At 69.0% G+C, this 15785-nt stretch carries 15 protein-coding genes; 10 read left to right on the forward strand and 5 right to left on the reverse strand.

What is annotated here, in order from left to right:
- Nucleotides 1-37 precede the first annotated feature (37 nt).
- Nucleotides 38-487, forward strand: a complete 450-nt coding sequence (locus IPG05_08495) for a prepilin-type N-terminal cleavage/methylation domain-containing protein (GenBank protein MBK6495127.1) — start codon at nt 38-40, stop codon at nt 485-487.
- Here the strand turns inward: IPG05_08495 and IPG05_08500 are convergent.
- Entirely contained in the window at nt 481-975 is a 495-nt protein-coding gene (locus tag IPG05_08500; GenBank protein ID MBK6495128.1) for a hypothetical protein, read from the reverse strand. The genes IPG05_08495 and IPG05_08500 overlap by 7 nt on opposite strands.
- Before the next feature lie 53 nt (nt 976-1028).
- On the opposite strand from IPG05_08500, the gene IPG05_08505 reads away from it, so the two are divergent.
- Nucleotides 1029-1466 (forward strand): hypothetical protein, encoded by a 438-nt coding sequence (locus tag IPG05_08505; GenBank protein ID MBK6495129.1) that lies wholly within the window; start codon nt 1029-1031, stop codon nt 1464-1466.
- A 12-nt stretch (nt 1467-1478) separates the two neighbouring features.
- Here IPG05_08505 and IPG05_08510 read toward each other — a convergent pair whose 3' ends face one another.
- Genes IPG05_08510 through tadA form a run of 3 tightly spaced genes read right to left on the reverse strand, consistent with a single transcriptional unit; the run spans nt 1479 to nt 4720 of the window.
- Complete coding sequence (locus IPG05_08510; GenBank protein MBK6495130.1) at nt 1479-2171, reverse strand: hypothetical protein; 693 nt, start codon at nt 2169-2171, stop codon at nt 1479-1481.
- Nucleotides 2164-2538: a response regulator gene (locus tag IPG05_08515; protein ID MBK6495131.1), complete on the reverse strand. Its 375-nt coding sequence runs from the start codon at nt 2536-2538 to the stop codon at nt 2164-2166. The genes IPG05_08510 and IPG05_08515 overlap by 8 nt, the downstream gene beginning before the upstream one ends.
- A 7-nt stretch (nt 2539-2545) precedes the next feature.
- Entirely contained in the window at nt 2546-4720 is a 2175-nt protein-coding gene (gene tadA / locus IPG05_08520) for a Flp pilus assembly complex ATPase component TadA (GenBank protein MBK6495132.1), read from the reverse strand.
- Between the two features lie 142 nt (nt 4721-4862).
- On the opposite strand from tadA, the gene aroA reads away from it, so the two are divergent.
- The 3 genes from aroA (at nt 4863) to IPG05_08535 (ending at nt 8717) form a co-directional block, all read left to right on the forward strand.
- Nucleotides 4863-6122 carry a 3-phosphoshikimate 1-carboxyvinyltransferase gene (aroA, locus tag IPG05_08525; GenBank protein ID MBK6495133.1) on the forward strand — a complete coding sequence of 420 codons (1260 nt, stop codon included), beginning with the start codon at nt 4863-4865 and terminating at the stop codon, nt 6120-6122.
- Nucleotides 6119-6796 (forward strand): (d)CMP kinase, encoded by a 678-nt coding sequence (gene cmk, locus IPG05_08530; protein MBK6495134.1) that lies wholly within the window; start codon nt 6119-6121, stop codon nt 6794-6796. Before aroA ends, cmk begins: the two co-directional genes overlap by 4 nt.
- A gap of 187 nt (nt 6797-6983) precedes the next feature.
- Entirely contained in the window at nt 6984-8717 is a 1734-nt protein-coding gene (locus tag IPG05_08535) for a 30S ribosomal protein S1 (GenBank protein MBK6495135.1), read from the forward strand.
- Nucleotides 8718-8799: 82 nt separating this feature from the next.
- Here the strand turns inward: IPG05_08535 and IPG05_08540 are convergent, their stop codons facing one another.
- Nucleotides 8800-9846 carry a PAS domain-containing protein gene (locus IPG05_08540; protein ID MBK6495136.1) on the reverse strand — a complete coding sequence of 349 codons (1047 nt, stop codon included), beginning with the start codon at nt 9844-9846 and terminating at the stop codon, nt 8800-8802.
- 103 nt (nt 9847-9949) lie between these two features.
- Between IPG05_08540 and IPG05_08545 the strand changes: the two genes are divergently transcribed.
- From IPG05_08545 to IPG05_08565, 5 genes are read left to right on the forward strand one after another with little or no spacing between them, the layout of a single operon-like run.
- A complete protein-coding gene (locus IPG05_08545; GenBank protein ID MBK6495137.1) occupies nt 9950-11503 on the forward strand; it encodes an acyl-CoA carboxylase subunit beta in 1554 nt (517 codons plus the stop codon).
- Nucleotides 11488-12507, forward strand: coding sequence for a hypothetical protein (locus tag IPG05_08550; protein MBK6495138.1), 1020 nt, complete (start codon nt 11488-11490; stop codon nt 12505-12507). Before IPG05_08545 ends, IPG05_08550 begins: the two co-directional genes overlap by 16 nt.
- Nucleotides 12504-14024, forward strand: a complete 1521-nt coding sequence (locus IPG05_08555) for an acetyl-CoA carboxylase biotin carboxylase subunit (GenBank protein MBK6495139.1) — start codon at nt 12504-12506, stop codon at nt 14022-14024. The genes IPG05_08550 and IPG05_08555 overlap by 4 nt, the downstream gene beginning before the upstream one ends.
- Nucleotides 14021-15253 (forward strand): class I SAM-dependent RNA methyltransferase, encoded by a 1233-nt coding sequence (locus IPG05_08560; protein ID MBK6495140.1) that lies wholly within the window; start codon nt 14021-14023, stop codon nt 15251-15253. Before IPG05_08555 ends, IPG05_08560 begins: the two co-directional genes overlap by 4 nt.
- The gene (locus tag IPG05_08565) at nt 15250-15756 is read left to right on the forward strand and encodes a hypothetical protein (GenBank protein MBK6495141.1); all 507 of its coding nucleotides are present in this window, start codon (nt 15250-15252) and stop codon (nt 15754-15756) included. The genes IPG05_08560 and IPG05_08565 overlap by 4 nt, the downstream gene beginning before the upstream one ends.
- The last annotated feature ends 29 nt before the right edge of the window (nt 15757-15785 follow it).

Below are 15785 nucleotides of genomic sequence, written 5' to 3' on the forward strand. Positions count from 1 at the left end.
GCAGGCATATGCTACCCTCGCCTTCCGCATCCTCGCTATGATCCGACAGCGCTCGGGCTTCTCGATCATCGAACTCATGGTGGTGATGACCATCATCGGGGTGCTCACCACGATCGCGATTCCGCGCCTGCAGTACACTCGGGAGCGCGCCTTGCGCGCCTCGATGATCAGCGACCTGAAGAACCTGGTCGCACTGCAGGAGGGCTACTTCTCCGCCGCAAACGACTACGCCGCCGGGATCACCAGCGGACCCGAAAAGGTGGTCGCCGGGGGCTCGGGGCGGATCTCCTTCATTCCGAGCCAGGGCAACACCATCTCCATGACGCGCCGAGCTCCGACGAACAAGAACGGCGCAGGGTGGTCCGCGACGATCAAGAACCCACGGGTGACCAACAAGGCCGCCGACGTCTGCGGGATCTACATCGGTCACAAGTCGTACGCCCCGAATGCCAAGGTCCCCGGGCCCGGCATGCCGGCCTGCTACTGACCCACGGGGCGGGGGAGTCGCCCGAGGGCATCGCCAAGGAACGAGTCGGCATTCATCCGGTTGGTGAGCTGGAGCGACTGCGACTTCCCCGCGCGCGTCACCAAGACGAAATCAGGCGGCGTCAGGATGTAGCTCACCCCCTCCTCCACATCCCCTGCCTCACCGAGGACCCCGGGGAGCCGCCCGCTCTCCGCGCGGAACCACTCGACGCGCGCACGCTGAAGGTAGAGGGCGTTTCGCGCCAACGCCTCCATCTCGGCCGGCGTGTGCCGTCTCGGCCGCTCCGGTTCGAAGATCAGCGCGGGTCGGGCAATCCACACCCACGCGAGCCCGACCCACGTGAGGACCAGGAAGGGCAACAGTTTCCGCCGCCTGGCGGTTGGCGGCGACAGTCGCTTCTCACGCGCGGCGGCGTCCTCGGCGGCATGCTTGGCGACCACATTCCCGAGCGCCTCGGCGAGCTCGCGCCGGCTTTGCAGGTCATCCATCGGGAGCCTCCTCTTGGCACGGAGTGTTGCCAGCGGCGCGTCGCGGTGTGAAAATGCCATCCATGCATTCCGCTATGTCGCCCGCTTCGCCACCGTGGCGCTTTCGTTTGATCGCCCTGACCGTGCTGTCCCTGGTGGTCGTGGTGGCGGTGCTCGTTCGGGCCGCCGCCGCTCGAACGCGCGACACGACCGCGCGTGCTCAGCTCCTGGGCGAACTACGTCGACTCGACGACCAGCAGGCCGCCTGGGATGCCCGCCACGGGACGTTTGCCCGGCAATTCGGCGCGACCGAAAATGATACCACGCTGGCTTTCACACCGACGCCCGGGGTGGAACTCCGCTTCGAGGCCTCCGTCCCGGGTGGCTGGAGCGCGATCGCCACGTCGGACCGACTCCTTGCCGCACCCAGGCGGTGCGGCATCTATCGCGGGCCGCCCGCCGCCGCCCCGCATCGTGCCCTCAGCGCCCCCGGTGCCGTGGTCTGCTGGTAGGTCAGGCCGACGCTATCTCCTGAGCGTCTCGAGGCTCGCCCCCAGAAAACTGTCCGCGGCCATGCTGCTGCTGAGCGAGAGTCGCAGGGCCCCCTGTCGTCCCTCAATTCGAAAGGCACGACGTCCGGTGACCACCAGGGTGAGACTGGTGTCCACGACACCGACATCACCGAGACGGGGCGGCACTCGCCCCTCCGCCAACACCAGGGCGTCCACTCGACCACGCGCCAACCAGAGGCCATAACGCAGCGAGGCCTCCGCGGCATCGCGCGGCGGCTGCCACGGGCGGTCTGCCGGGCCGCGTGCGATCGCTGGCGGGGCCAGCAGGACGAACGCCACGAGCAACCAGCCGGCGAGGGCGGCCGACAGCCACCCCGACGGCACCGACTGACGCGGTTTCACTCGTGGGTCCTGGGCGACCGCGTCGCGGGCCTGTTGCTCAGCCGCGCGCGTCACTACGGCACTCAGCGCATCGGCGAGGAGTGGCGACGGCGTGATGGTCGGGGCGGGGGCCGTGTCCCATGTGCGCGGCGGCGCGGGTCGGACGACTGGCACGGGCACAACCACAGGGACCGGCTCGGGTACTGGCAACTCCGCGAGCGCCGGCTCCGGCGATGCGGGCTGCCCGGTGTCGGGCGGCAGGTCGGGACGGCGGCCCGCCGAGCCGCGCGACTTCGACCGACCGCGCGACGGCCGCTTAGGCATTCTGTGGCGATTCCCCCGCGAGCGCACGTGCCACTTGCTCGGGGAAGGCGCGAATGTCGATCGGCTTGGTGATGTAGCCATCGAAGCCCGCGGACATCGCCCGCTCGCGATCGCCGGCCATCGCGTGCGCCGTCAGGGCGACCACGCGCAGCTCGCGGTACTCCGACGCACGAATCTCGGCGAGCAGCGCGAAGCCGTCCTTGCCGGGCATCTGAATGTCCATGAGCACCAGGTCGGGCAACTTCGCGGCGAGGGTCGCGAACAATTCCTCGCCGCCCATCAGGCCGACGATCTCGTGGCCCTTCAGGGTGAGCAAGGTGCGGAAGAGCTTCATGTTGTCGGGACTGTCTTCGACAATCAGGATCATCGGGAGGTCACTCCATCCTGGTGCGCTTGAGCACGGCGCGCACGCGCGCGACCAGTGATCGCGGTTGCACCGGCTTGGTCAGGTAGTCTTGGGCGCCGAGTTCAAGCGCCTGGGATTCGGTATCATCGGTGCGCGCGGTCAGCATGATCACCGGCAGGGCGGCTGTCGCGACGGAGGCGCGCAATTCCTCGAGCACGCCAAGGCCGGTCAGGCGCGGCATGTCGTGGTCGAGCAGGATCAGGTCGATCCCCTTGGTTTCGACGGCGGCGAGTGTGTCGAGTCCGTCGGCGGCCTCGACCACCACGAAGCCCTCGCGCTCGAGGACGGTGCGCACCAGGCGACGCATCTGGGCGTCGTCGTCGGCGAGCAGGATCGTCGCGCCCTTGCCGTCGGCGTCGGCCGTGCCCGCGCCCGCCCAACCTGCTGGTGCCGTCGTGGCCGTGGGGGCAGCCGGTGCGGTTGCCGCGGCGCTGGCGTGGACGCTGCGCTCCTGGGATTCGCCGAGGACCCGATGAATTTCCTCGTAGCTCGTCTGGCCGGACCAGTAGCGGATCAGGCCGCCCTCCCAGAGCGTCCGCATGCCGTAGGGACGCGAGGCATCGAGGATCGCCTGCTGCGAGGCACCCGATTCGATCAGGCCCCCGACTGCGCCCTCGATGGGCAACATCTCCATCACCGCGATCCGTCCCTTGTACCCCGTCCCGCCGCAGCCCTTGCAGCCGGCTCCGCGCTTCGGCGCATACACGCCGGCGTAGCCCGCTGGCGGCCGCGCCTGCTCCGGCACCTCGTCCAACGGGAGGTCGACCGCGCACTGGGGGCAGATTCGGCGCACCAGGCGCTGCGCCACGACGCCGCGGAGGACGGTGCCCAGCTTGAACGAATCAATCCCCATGTCGCGCAAGCGGACCAGCGCGGAGACGGCATCGTTGGTGTGCAGCGTCGAAAAGACGAAGTGGCCGGTCAGGCCGGCCTGGATCGCGATCGTGGCGGTCTCGCCATCGCGGATTTCGCCGACCAGCACGATGTCCGGGTCCTGACGCAGCACCGAGCGCAGCGCGGTGGCGAAGGTGAACCCCTGCGCCTCGTTCACCTGCATCTGCGAGATCCCGTCGACGTCGTATTCGACCGGGTCCTCGACCGTGACGATGTTCACCTTGCCCGTCTTCAGGTGGTTCAGCACGGCGTATAGCGTGGTCGTCTTGCCGGAGCCCGTCGGGCCGGTCACCAGGACCATCCCCTCGCGGTGCGAGAGCATCCGCATCAGCACCGACTCTTCTTCCGGTGGCAGGGCGAGGGCAGGGATCGACGCCCGCAGATTCGACTTGTTCAGGATTCGGATGACCAGCTTCTCGCCGCGTCGCGCGACCGGGGCGGTGGCCACGCGCATGTCCACGAACTGGCCGCCGACCTTGAGCGAGCTGCGCCCGTCCTGCGGAGTCATCGAGTTGGTCACGTCGAGCCCGGCGATGATCTTCACGCGCCGCACCAGCGACGCGCCGGCGGCTTCGGGCAGACGCATCACTTCGCGCAGGATGCCGTCGACCCGGTAGCGCACGATGACGTGGCTGGCCTCGATCTCCGAATGGATGTCGCTCGCCCCCGCCTGCACCGCGTCGGAGATCATCGCATCGACGAGCTTGGTCATCGGGGCGTCGAGGGCCGGATCGCGCTCCTCGGGGCTGTCGCTGATCTGGACCTCGACCGACGTCGGCGTGAGGCCTTGCAGCAACCGGTTGATCGAGTTCTCGGGACGGTAGAACTCGTCGAGCTTGTCGCTGATCGCCGAGGGCGAGGCCACCTCGAGCTTCACATCACGGCCGGTGAGGAACCCGAGATCTTGTTCCGCGGCAAAGTCGCGCGGGTCGCAGGTCGCGATCCGGACCGTCTTCTCGTCCAGCGCCAGCGCCACCACATGGTACTTGCGGGCGGCGGCCTCGGGGAGCACCGCGACGGCCCGGGGCTCCGCGCCGGTCATCACCGCGACCGGAAGGCGGAAGTGGCTGGCGAGCGCCGCACAGATGGCGGCGTCGGTCGCCAGCCCGGTGTCGACCACCGAACGCCACAGACGCACGTCCTTGATCGAGGCGAGCACCGGGAGCCGCTCTTCCGGCACGAGACCGGCCGCCACCAGGTACGGGCCGATCCAGGCATCCGGGGCAATGCCGACGTCGGGTGCAGTCATGAGGTTCCGTCGTGGTGAGTGGAGCGGGGGGTTCGTGGGTGGTGTTGTACCACGATCCTCGGAAAGATACGATTCCCACGGGTCAAGTTGAATCCCTTCCCGCGACGCGGAGCATTCTCTGCCTGCCGGTCCTCGGTTCCACGTGTCGGGTACGCATCGCGTTCCCGGCGACAAGAGCATCACCCACCGCGCCTTGATGTTCGGTGCGCTGGCCCCCGGCGCCTCGGTGGTCGGCGGGGCCCTGACCTCGCTCGATGCCCGCTCGACCGCGAAGGTCTTGCGAGCCCTGGGGGCCACGATCTCACCCCTGCGGGCCGAGACAGTCGTGGAAATTCGCGGGCGACGCCGGCTCTCGACGCCTGCCGTGGCGCTCCACTGTGGCAATTCCGGGACCACCGCCCGGCTGATGCTGGGGATCCTGGCCGGCCACCGCTTTGCGAGCACCCTCACCGGCGACGCCTCGCTGCGCCGCCGCCCCATGCGCCGGGTGACCACCGCCCTCGCCGCCATGGGGGCGCGGATCGACGATGGCGGCCGGGACGGCCTCCCCCTCACGATCCGCGGCGGCGCCCTCCGCCCCCTCGAGTGGAGTCTGCCGATCGCCTCGGCCCAGGTGAAGAGCGCGCTGCTGCTGGCCGGCGCCGTCGGTGGCGTCGCCGTCGCCCTCCGGGAGACCGCCGTGACGCGTGACCACACGGAGCGCCTCCTCGGCGCCAACGGCTTCGCAGTCTCCCGGGAGAAGGGGTGGCTTCGTCTGGAGCCCACCGGGGCGTTCCACCCCTTCGCGATGCAGGTTCCCGGCGATCCCTCCTCGGCGGCCTTCCTGCTCGCCGCGATCCTGCTGGCAGAAGGCGGCGAGGCCTGCGTGGCCGGGGTCGGGCTGAACCCCACCAGAACGGGCTTCCTCCACGTGATGGCGCGGATGGGGGCCTCGATCGCCGCGACCGACGAGGAGGCGCCGTTCGGCGAGCCGATCGGCGACCTGGTGACCCGCCCGGCCGCGCTGCGGGGTGTCGTCGTGGAGCCCGAGGAGGTTCCCGGCATCATCGATGAGATCCCGATGCTGGCCTGCCTGGCGGCCCGGGCCGAGGGGGAATCGCGCTTCCTTGGGGTCGGCGAACTCCGGGTGAAGGAAAGCGATCGACTGGCCTTGATTGTCCGCAACCTCCGGGCGGTGGGCGTCGAGGCCGAGTCGCAGGGCGACGACCTGCTGGTGCGTGGTCGGCCGGGGCCATACCGGGGTCGAGTCGTGACCGACGGCGATCACCGGATCGCGATGGCCTTCGCGGTGCTGGGGCAGACGCGCGGGTCGCGGATTGTGGTGGATGATCCCGACTGCGCGGCCGTCTCCTTCCCCAACTTCGCGACCCAACTCGCGGTGCTCTACGGCAGGACGGCATGACGATGCCGGTCGTGGCGATCGATGGACCGGCCGCTTCGGGGAAGTCCAGCACCGCGTCGATGGTGGCCGCCCGCCTGGGATTGATCCACGTCGATTCGGGCGCCCTCTACCGCGCCCTGACCTGGTTGGCGGTGCGGGACGACCTCCAGGACGAGCATGCGATCTGTCGGGCGGCAGAGGCCGCCGACCTGACCCTGGTGGCCGACGGCAGCACGCTGACCCTCCGGGCGGGCGGGGAACCGATCGAGGCGGCTATCCGCTCCCCCGAGGTGACCTCCGAGGTTTCGCGGGTGGCCGCGCTGCCCGCCGTGCGGGGATGGGTCAATGGCCGGCTTCGGGCGGCGGTGGCCGGGGCGGGTGGCGGGGTGATGGACGGGCGGGACATCGGCACGGTGGTCTTTCCCGACGCGGTGCTGAAGGTGTTCCTGACCGCCTCCCCGGAGGCTCGGGCGCGCCGCCGGCTGCTCCAGGACGGCCAGGAGCCCGGCCAGGAGGCGATCGCCGCCGAGGCGGCCCGACTGGCCGCCCGGGACCGCCTCGACGCCGGCCGGGCGGTGGCCCCGCTGCGGCAGGCCCCGGACGCGCTGCTGCTGGACACCAGCACCCTCGATTTCGGGACGCAGGTGGCGCGGATCGTGGGCTGGGCGGGGGAACGAGGGTTGCTGCCGGTTTGACCGGCGGGTATCTTTCTTGGCTGTCCCGAAATCGGGCCAGTCGAGGATTTTCCTCACCCCGAGGCCGCCGTGGCCCCGGTTTCCCGCTGTCGCAGGACCTCCCCGAATGTCTGAGACCGAAACCCCGACCGAAGACGCCGTGCTCGACGCGACGCCCGCCGTGCCCACCTTCCAGTCGACCGCCGCGATGCCCTTCGCGATGTCGACCGGCATGCGTGTGCGTGCGGACCTCTACGACGAGGACTACACCAGCGATGAATACGAAGCGCTCCTGACGATGTACGAAGGGACGATGGCGCAGATCGTCGAGGGCGAGATCGTCAAGTCGAAGGTTCTCCGAATCACCGATAACGCGGTCATCCTCGACGTCGGCTTCAAGTCCGAGGGCTCCGTACCGCTCGACGAGTTCAAGGACCCGCAGAACCTCCAGGTCGGCGACGAGGTCGAGGTCTTCCTCGAGCACCTCGAGGACCAGGAAGGCGCGGTCGTCCTCTCGAAGAAGAAGGCCGACTTCATGCGCGTGTGGGAGAAGATCCGCATCGCCCATGAGTCCGACCAGCCGGTGGAAGGCACCCTGATGAAGAAGATCAAGGGTGGTGTCGTGGTGAACCTGATGGGCGTCGATGCCTTCCTCCCCGGCTCGCAGATCGCGTTGCGCCGGGTGCCGAACATCGACGAACTCCTCGGCTCGACCTACGAGTTCAAGATCATCAAGCTCAACAAGCGCCGGCGGAACATCGTCGTCTCGCGTCGCGTGATCCTCGAGAACGAGCGGGCGCACAAGCGCGAGCACCTGATGAAGGAGCTCGAGGTCGGTCAGGTCCGGAAGGGCATCGTCAAGAACATCACCGACTTCGGGGCGTTCATCGATCTCGGCGGCGTCGACGGCCTGCTGCACATCACCGACATGTCGTACGGGCGCGTCTCGCATCCGAGCGAACTGGTCGGCATCGGCCGCGAAGTCGAGGTCAAGATTCTCGACATCGATTGGCAGCGTGAGCGGATCTCGCTCGGCATGAAGCAGCTCCAGTCCTACCCGTGGCAGAACGTCGCCGAGAAGTACCCGGTCGGCAGCCGCGTGCAGGGCAAGGTCGTCTCGATCACCAACTACGGCGCCTTCGTGGAGCTGGAGCCGGGGATCGAGGGGCTGGTGCACATCTCCGAGATGAGCTGGACGCGCAACGTCCGCCATCCGAGCAAGATCGTCTCGATCGGCGAGACCATCGAGGCGGTGGTGCTCAAGGTCGACGAGTCGGAGGAGAAGATCTCCCTCGGCATGAAGCAGACCGAGCAGGATCCCTGGATGATCCTCCCGCTCCGCTACCCGGTCGGGACGCGCATCACGGGCAAGGTCCGCAACCTCACCTCGTTCGGCGCCTTCGTCGAGATCGAGGCGGGCATCGACGGCCTGATCCACATCTCCGACATGTCGTGGACCAAGCGCGTGCAGCATCCGTCGGAAGTCGTCAAGAAGGGCGACACCGTCGACGTCGTGATCCTCAACATCGACGCCGACAACAAGCGCATCTCGCTCGGCCTCAAGCAGGCGACCGATGACCCGTGGCTCACGATCGGCGAGAAGCTGCCGATCGGCACCGAGCTCCGTGCCAAGGTCCTCCGCCCGGTCGACAAGGGGATCGTGCTCGACCTCGGCAACGACATCGAGGGCTTCGCCCCTGTGTCGCAGATGGGGATCGGCCACGACCAGAACCCCGAGGATGCGGTCGTCCTCAACCAGCAGGTGATTGCCAAGATCCTCGAGGTGGACCCGATCCATCACCGCGTCGTCGTGGCGATCATCGAGTACCCGGAAGACGGCATCCCGGAGCCGGGCACCGAGCCCAAGCTCTCCGAGCTGCCCCGTCTGCCGGAGCCGTCGGACGTCGAGATCGACATGTCCGAGGTCGATGACGACAACTGAGCCACACGCTCAGGCAGCAGAACGACGCGGGGGCGGCCACCACTGGCCGCCCCCGCGTGCGTTCCGGCCCTGCGCCGTGCCGCTACTCGGTCAGCATCTTGACCGCACACTCGGGGCAGAGGCCGTGCGAGAATTCCGCTTCGCTCCGTTTCGCGATGTAGCTCTCCATCTGTTCCCAGTGGCCATGCTCGTCGCGGATCTTGTGGCACCAGGAGCAGGTCGGCAACAGCCCCTTGAGGGTCGTCACCGCCGCCTTCGCGTGAAGCAATTCCTCGAGGAGCCGCTCGCGCTCCAGTTCGGTGGCCCGCCGCTCGGTCAGGTCGTGGCTGAGGGTCAGGACGCCATTCACCTGCCCGTGGCTGTCCCGCAACGGCGTGAATCGCGTCACGTAATAGCGGGCGCTCGGTTCGGAAGCCCGCTGATACTCGAACTCGAGCGTCTCCGCACGGCCGTCGCGCAGGACGCGGTGCAGCGCGGTCGAGAACGCCGCACGCGCCACAGGGTCGACCAACACGTCGGCGGGCGCCCGGTTGATGAAGTCTTCCACCGGATGCCCGACCGCGCGCGCGAAGGCCGGATTGACGAAGGCAATTCGGCCCTGGGCATCAAAGCGCATCATGAGGTCCTCGACACCATCCACGATCGCCCGGAGCTCGGCCTCGCGGTTGGCGAGTGCCTCGGCGGCACGATGCAGGGCCGTGATGTCCCGCGCAATCACGAAGACGCCGGTGCCCCCATGCTCCGTATCTGGCTCCGGAGTGAAGCGCGCCTGAAAGCGGGAGGTTGTGCCATCCGGGGCGGGGAAGTCGTAGTCGACCATGACGGGGAGGCCGGTGAGGATCGTGTCCCGGATGGCTGTCAGCCAGATACCCTTGAACGCCTCGTCCAGCGGGACCGTTAGCGCTGCGCGCCCCACGATCTCACTGGCGGGGACCCCGGCAGCACGCGCTGCGGCCGGATTGATGTAGGTGACGCGGAGCTCGGCGTCGATCTGGACGATCACGTCACCGGCCGCCTCGACCACGGCCGTGAACGCGGCCTCCCGCTGGGCAAGGCGCCGCGCCGAATCGGGCAGCGCTGCCGGGTCATCGTTCGGGACGGGAGTCGAGTCGGCAGGCGAGGTCGCCATCTGACACTCCGTTGCGCAGTGCGGGGGGACCGGAAGCTACCCCAGTCGAGCCGACCGGGGCAGTGACTTGGCCCGTTCCAGCCGCGCATTAGCTTTGAGGGATATGCCCGACAACCCGTCCCGACTCGAGGACCTGCGACACCGCCAGACCCTGGCCGAACAGGGTGGCGGCGCCGCGCGGATCGCGCAGCAGCACAAGAAGGGGAAGCTCACTGCGCGCGAACGCCTCGACCTCCTCCTCGACGCCGGTTCGTTCGTCGAGTTGGATCGATTCGTCACCCACCGCACCACCGACTTCGGCATGGCCGAGGACCGACCGCTCGGCGATGGCGTGGTCACCGGGTGGGGTCGGATTGACGGCCGTCTCGTCTATCTCTTCTCGCAGGACTTCACGGTCTTCGGCGGCTCGCTGTCGGAAACGCACGCCGCGAAGATCTGCAAGGTGATGGACCTCGCCGTCCGGAATGGCGCGCCGATGATCGGCCTGAACGATTCCGGCGGGGCGCGGATCCAGGAAGGTGTGGCGTCGCTCGGCGGCTACGCCGACATCTTCCTGCGCAACACCCTCGCCTCGGGCGTGGTGCCGCAGATCTCGGCGATCCTCGGGCCCTGCGCCGGCGGCGCGGTGTACTCGCCTGCGATCACCGATTTCGTGCACATGGTGCGCGGCGTCGGCTACATGTTCGTGACCGGCCCGAACGTCGTGAAGACGGTCACCCACGAGGAAGTGACGTTCGATGATCTCGGCGGCGCCGATGTGCATGCCGAAACCTCGGGTGTGGCGCACTTCGTCCACGCGACCGAACCGGAGTGCCTGCAGGCGATCCGCACCCTGCTCGGCTTTCTCCCCTCGAACAACATCGACGAACCGCCCATCGTCCCGACCAGTGATCCGGTTGATCGGCGGGAGGAGCGGCTGCTCGAGGTGATCCCGGACCTCGCGGCCAAGCCGTACGACATGCACGAGGTCCTCGGCGCCGTGGTCGACGACGGGATTTTCCATGAAGTGATGCCGGCCTTCGCGGGAAACATCCTCACCGGTTTCGCGCGACTTGGCGGGCGGTCGGTCGGCATCGTCGCCAACCAGCCCGCGGTGCTGGCCGGGGTGCTGGACATCAACGCCTCCGTCAAGGCGGCGCGCTTCATCCGTTTCTGTGATGCCTTCAACATTCCACTCGTCACCTTTGTCGACGTGCCGGGATTCCTTCCCGGGGTCGCCCAGGAGCACGGCGGCATCATCCGGCACGGGGCCAAGCTGCTGTATGCATATTGTGAGGCGACCGTCCCGAAGTTGACGGTGATCACCCGCAAGGCGTATGGTGGGGCGTACGATGTGATGAGCTCGAAGCACATTCGGGGCGACGTCAACCTTGCCTGGCCGACCGCGGAGATCGCCGTGATGGGGCCCAAGGGAGCGGTCGAGATCCTCTACAAGCACGAGATTGCACAGGCCGCCGATCCGGCCGCCGAGGCGGCCGCCAAGACCGACGCCTACACGCAGGCCTTCGCCACGCCGTACCAGGCGGCGGCGCGCGGCTACATTGATGACGTGATCGATCCGCGGGACACCCGTCCGCGACTGATCGACGCCCTGCAGACCCTCGAAACGAAGCGCGACCGGAATCCACCGAAGAAGCACGGATGCATTCCTCTCTGATCCCCCGCCGGGCGCACCGCGCCGCACTCGCCCTGGGCCTCCTGGCCTGGGCGCCGGGGCTCCGCGCGCAGACCACCGCCGTCGGTGGGAGCGGCGCAACGGGCAGTTCCGCCGTGCAACGGGCCGAAGCGTTGCTGCGCGACGGGCGCCGGATCGATGCCAAGATGTTCCTCGGTCAACACCTCGCGCTCGAGCCGAACGATGGCCGCGCCTGGTTTGCCCTGGGTCGAATTCATCTCGGCGACGCCCAGCGCTGGCATCGCGAGGGACACGTCGCCGCCGGGGTCGGCATTCCCGTGGCCGAGTTTGCCTCGTCCGCGTTCGACCAGGCGCACCGGTTGCTGGCCGACTCGGCGAGTGTCTACCTCGTGCTTGCCGTGGTGGAGCAGGCCACGCTGCGCATCGAGCGGCTCGGCTGGACCGCTGCGGTCGCGGAACCGATGGCGGCCGAGGAGCTGCCGCTTCCCCCGGTGCTCAACGAACTCGGCCGCAATCTGATGGGATCGTGTCCGCGGGGCGGCGTGCTGGTGACCGGCTCCCTCGTGGAAACCGCATCGGTATGGGGGGCGCGTTTCCTCGACGACGAGCGGGCCGACCTGATTCTGATTCGCCCCGATCTCTATGCCTTCGATTCGCTCTACCGCGGTCGGATGGCGACGGAGATCGGTGCCGATGCATCGGCGGACCTTCCCGCGGCGTTGGTAGCGGCGAGTGCCAAGCGACCGGTCTGCCTCACACCGACCGTTGATTCGATCACGACGACGGCGCTCAGCTGGCATCCGTTGCGGTTGGTGCTCGCGGCCGGCACGATCGCGAACGGCGAGGCCCCGATGCAAATGAGCGTGCACCAGCTTGCGCGCACGGGCATCGCCGGCTCGGTCTGGAGCGAGGCGGTGCGCGATGTCTATGAACTCGCCGCACGTCGCAACCGCACCCTCTGCGAGTCGCTCTTCAATCGACCTGACGCACACGGGCTCCCGGCAATCACGGCCTGTCCCCGATGACCTCCCGTCCCATCCGACGCGTCCTGGTGGCCAACCGGGGCGAGATTGCCCTGCGCATCATCCGCGCCTGTCATGACGAGGGGCTCGAGGCCGTCGCGGTCTATTCCGATGCCGATCGCCACGCCCCCTTTGTGCGAGCGGCCGACGTCGCCGTCCGCCTCGGCCCAGCGCGTGCGGCCGCCAGCTACCTGAACGCCGCCCTGATCCTCGACGCCGCGCAGTCGAGTGGCGCCGACGCGATCCATCCCGGCTACGGCTTCTTCTCGGAACGCGCGCCGTTCGCGCGGGCCGTCGAGGAGGCGGGGCTCGTCTGGGTCGGGCCGCCGTCCACCGCGATCGAGGCGATGGGCGACAAGACGGCCGCCCGGCGACTGATGCAGGCTGCGGGTGTGCCCATCGTTCCCGGGGCGGTGGCGGCGCTCGACAACCCCGCCGACGCGCTCGCGATGGCGGAGCAGATCGGCTATCCGGTGTTGGTCAAGGCGGCCGCCGGCGGGGGCGGGAAGGGGATGCGCGTGGTGACGACCGAGGCGGCCCTCCCCGGCGCGCTGACGTCGGCCGCGAGTGAAGCGCTCAAGGCGTTCGGCGACGGCAGCGTCTACCTCGAGAAGTACGTGGAACGACCCCGCCACGTCGAGATCCAGGTGCTCGCCGACCACGTGCGCACCGTCCACGTTGGCGAGCGCGAATGCTCGGTGCAACGCCGCCACCAGAAGCTCCTCGAAGAAGCGCCCTCCGTGGCCGTCACCCCCGCGCTGCGCGACGCGATGGGCGCCGCGGCCGTCGCCGCCGCGGCGGCGGTCGGCTATCGCGGCGCGGGGACCTGCGAGTTCCTGCTGGCGGCCGACGGCTCGTTCTACTTCCTCGAGATGAACACGCGCATCCAGGTCGAGCATCCGGTCACCGAGGAGGTCTACGGCGTCGACCTCGTGCGTGAACAGCTTCGGATTGCGCGCGGCCTGCCGATGTCGTTGCCGGAGGGTCCGCTGGTGCCGCGCGGCTGGGCCATTGAATGCCGCATCACCTCCGAGGATCCGACCAACCAGTTGCTGCCGAGCGCGGGCCGGATCAGCTGGATGCGGGCGCCATCCGGCCCGGGCGTGCGGTGGGAGAGCGGCGTCGAGGCCGGGAGTGAGGTCACGCTGCACTACGACTCGATGCTCGCGAAGTTGATCGTGCACGCGCCGACGCGCCCGATGGCAATCGAGGCGATGCGCCGTGCGCTGGACGAGCTCGTGATCGTGGGCGTCGCGACCAATGCGGCATTCCATCGACGCCTCCTCGCCGACCCCGATTTTGTCTCGGGCAACATCGACATCCAGTTCCTCGAGCGCCGTCCGGATCTGCTGACCGCTCCCGAATCGGACGCCGAGGTGCGGCGCCTGGCGGTGGCCGTGGCGCTGCTGGAAGAGCAGCGGCGCCAACGCCGGAAACCCGCCACGCACGATGGCGCGGCAATGCCTGCGAGCAGTGGTTCGGCGTGGCGTCGTGCCGCGCGGCGCGACGGACTCCGGTGAGCACGGACGCCACCGAGGTCGAGGTGCGCGCCATCGCGGCCGGGGGGGACGGCGTTGCCACCCTCGAAGACGGCCGCACCGTCTTCGTTCCCCGGACCGCGCCCGGTGACCGGGTCCGGCTGCGCACCCTCCGGCTGCACAAGCGGTTCGCGCGCGCGGAGATCGGCGAGATCCTTGCCCACGGCGCCGGACGGGTCACGCCGCCGTGTCCGCACTATGTCCGCGATCGGTGCGGCAGCTGCCAGCTCATGCACCTGAGCGCCGACGCACAGCGAGCGGCGAAGGGCCGGATCGCGGGCGACGCGCTCCGGCGGATCGGCCACCTCGAGATCGCCGACCCCGTCGTCATCGCATCGCCGACCCAACTTGGCTACCGGGCGAAGGTCACCTTCGCAGTGGCTGGCGGGCGGATGGGCTACCACCCTCTTGGGCAACCCGATCGGGTGCTCGACATCCGCGACTGCCTGCTCGCCGAGCCGGCGGTGCGACGCCTGCACCAGGCCGTGCGGAGCGCGGTCTCCTTGTTGCCGCTCGATGTCACCCGGGTCGTCTTCCGTCGGGATCGCCACGAGGGATTGCATGTCGTGGTCCGCACCGATGGCAAGGACGCGTGGGTCAAGGGAAAGACGCTGCATGGACAGCTGCAGCGTGCCGGCCTCACCGCGACCATCTGGTGGCACCCGGAAGGCGGCGCACCACGCGCCGTGGCGGGTGGAAGCCAACCGTGGCCGGCCACGGTCTTCGAACAGGTGCATCCGGCGATGGGGCGCATGGTGCGCGAGGCGGCGCTGCACGCGCTCGGCGACGTCGCCGGCCAGCATGCCTGGGATCTCTACGCCGGTGTCGGCGAAACCACCATTGCGCTCGTGGCGCGTGGCGCAACCGTCGAGAGTGTCGAGCTGGATCGGCGCGCCGTTGAACAGGCCGAACGCGAGGGGCCGGCCGGCCCGATTCGCCGCGCCGGCCTGGTCGAGGAGCGGATCGATGAGATGCGGCCGCCGGCGGTGGTGATCACCAATCCGCCGCGCAGCGGGATGGAGCCAGTGGTGACCGACGCCCTCGGCCGCACGACGGCGCGGCGCATCGTCTACATCTCCTGCGACGCCGCGACGCTGGCCCGCGACATCGCCCGGTTGCAGGCGACGTACGCGGTCTCGTCCGTGCAGGCCTTCGATCAATTCCCCCAGACCGCGCACCTCGAGTGCGTCGCCCTGCTGGAGCGGCGATGAAATACTTCGTGACCATCGGGGACCGGGAGGTCGACGTCACGGTCGATGGCGACCAGGTCGTGGTCGATGGCGTCCCGCACACGGCCCACCTCGAGGCGGTCCCCGGAACGCCGGAACAGCGCGTGATCATCGATGGCGTGACGACGACGCTCGCGATCGATGGCTTCGCTGACGCCTCGTGGCGCGTCGTCCACCACGGGGCCGTGCGCGATGTCGGGATCGAGGACGAACGCGCGCGACACATCCGGTCGCTGGTCGCGACCTCGAGCGACGTGGCGACCGGCGGCGTCCTGAAGGCGCCGATGCCGGGCCTCGTCGTGCGGGTGGATGTGGCCGTCGGCGCCGTCGTCGCCGTGGGCGACGCGCTGGTCGTGCTCGAGGCGATGAAGATGGAGAACGAACTCAAGGCGACCATCGCCGGCGTCGTCGCCAACATTCGCGTGGTGGTGGGTGCCGCGGTCGAGAAGGGCGCTGTGCTGCTGGACATTGCGCCCCCGGCCTGACCGCGCGTCCCGCCCCGGGTACACCCGTT

This window comes from Gemmatimonadota bacterium (assembly GCA_016704275.1).
Classification (GTDB): domain Bacteria; phylum Gemmatimonadota; class Gemmatimonadetes; order Gemmatimonadales; family GWC2-71-9; genus Palsa-1233.

Bases quoted from the DNA above. Each gene is read 5' to 3' on its own strand.
- IPG05_08495 (MBK6495127.1), top strand. From the start codon at position 38: ATGATCCGACAGCGCTCGGGCTTCTCGATCATCGAACTCATGGTGGTG.
- IPG05_08500 (MBK6495128.1), bottom strand. From the start codon at position 975: ATGGATGACCTGCAAAGCCGGCGCGAGCTCGCCGAGGCGCTCGGGAAT.
- IPG05_08505 (MBK6495129.1), top strand. From the start codon at position 1,029: ATGCCATCCATGCATTCCGCTATGTCGCCCGCTTCGCCACCGTGGCGC.
- IPG05_08510 (MBK6495130.1), bottom strand. From the start codon at position 2,171: ATGCCTAAGCGGCCGTCGCGCGGTCGGTCGAAGTCGCGCGGCTCGGCG.
- IPG05_08515 (MBK6495131.1), bottom strand. From the start codon at position 2,538: ATGATCCTGATTGTCGAAGACAGTCCCGACAACATGAAGCTCTTCCGC.
- tadA (MBK6495132.1), bottom strand. From the start codon at position 4,720: ATGACTGCACCCGACGTCGGCATTGCCCCGGATGCCTGGATCGGCCCG.
- cmk (MBK6495134.1), top strand. From the start codon at position 6,119: ATGACGATGCCGGTCGTGGCGATCGATGGACCGGCCGCTTCGGGGAAG.
- IPG05_08535 (MBK6495135.1), top strand. From the start codon at position 6,984: ATGCCCTTCGCGATGTCGACCGGCATGCGTGTGCGTGCGGACCTCTAC.
- IPG05_08540 (MBK6495136.1), bottom strand. From the start codon at position 9,846: ATGGCGACCTCGCCTGCCGACTCGACTCCCGTCCCGAACGATGACCCG.
- IPG05_08545 (MBK6495137.1), top strand. From the start codon at position 9,950: ATGCCCGACAACCCGTCCCGACTCGAGGACCTGCGACACCGCCAGACC.
- IPG05_08550 (MBK6495138.1), top strand. From the start codon at position 11,488: ATGCATTCCTCTCTGATCCCCCGCCGGGCGCACCGCGCCGCACTCGCC.
- IPG05_08555 (MBK6495139.1), top strand. From the start codon at position 12,504: ATGACCTCCCGTCCCATCCGACGCGTCCTGGTGGCCAACCGGGGCGAG.
- IPG05_08565 (MBK6495141.1), top strand. From the start codon at position 15,250: ATGAAATACTTCGTGACCATCGGGGACCGGGAGGTCGACGTCACGGTC.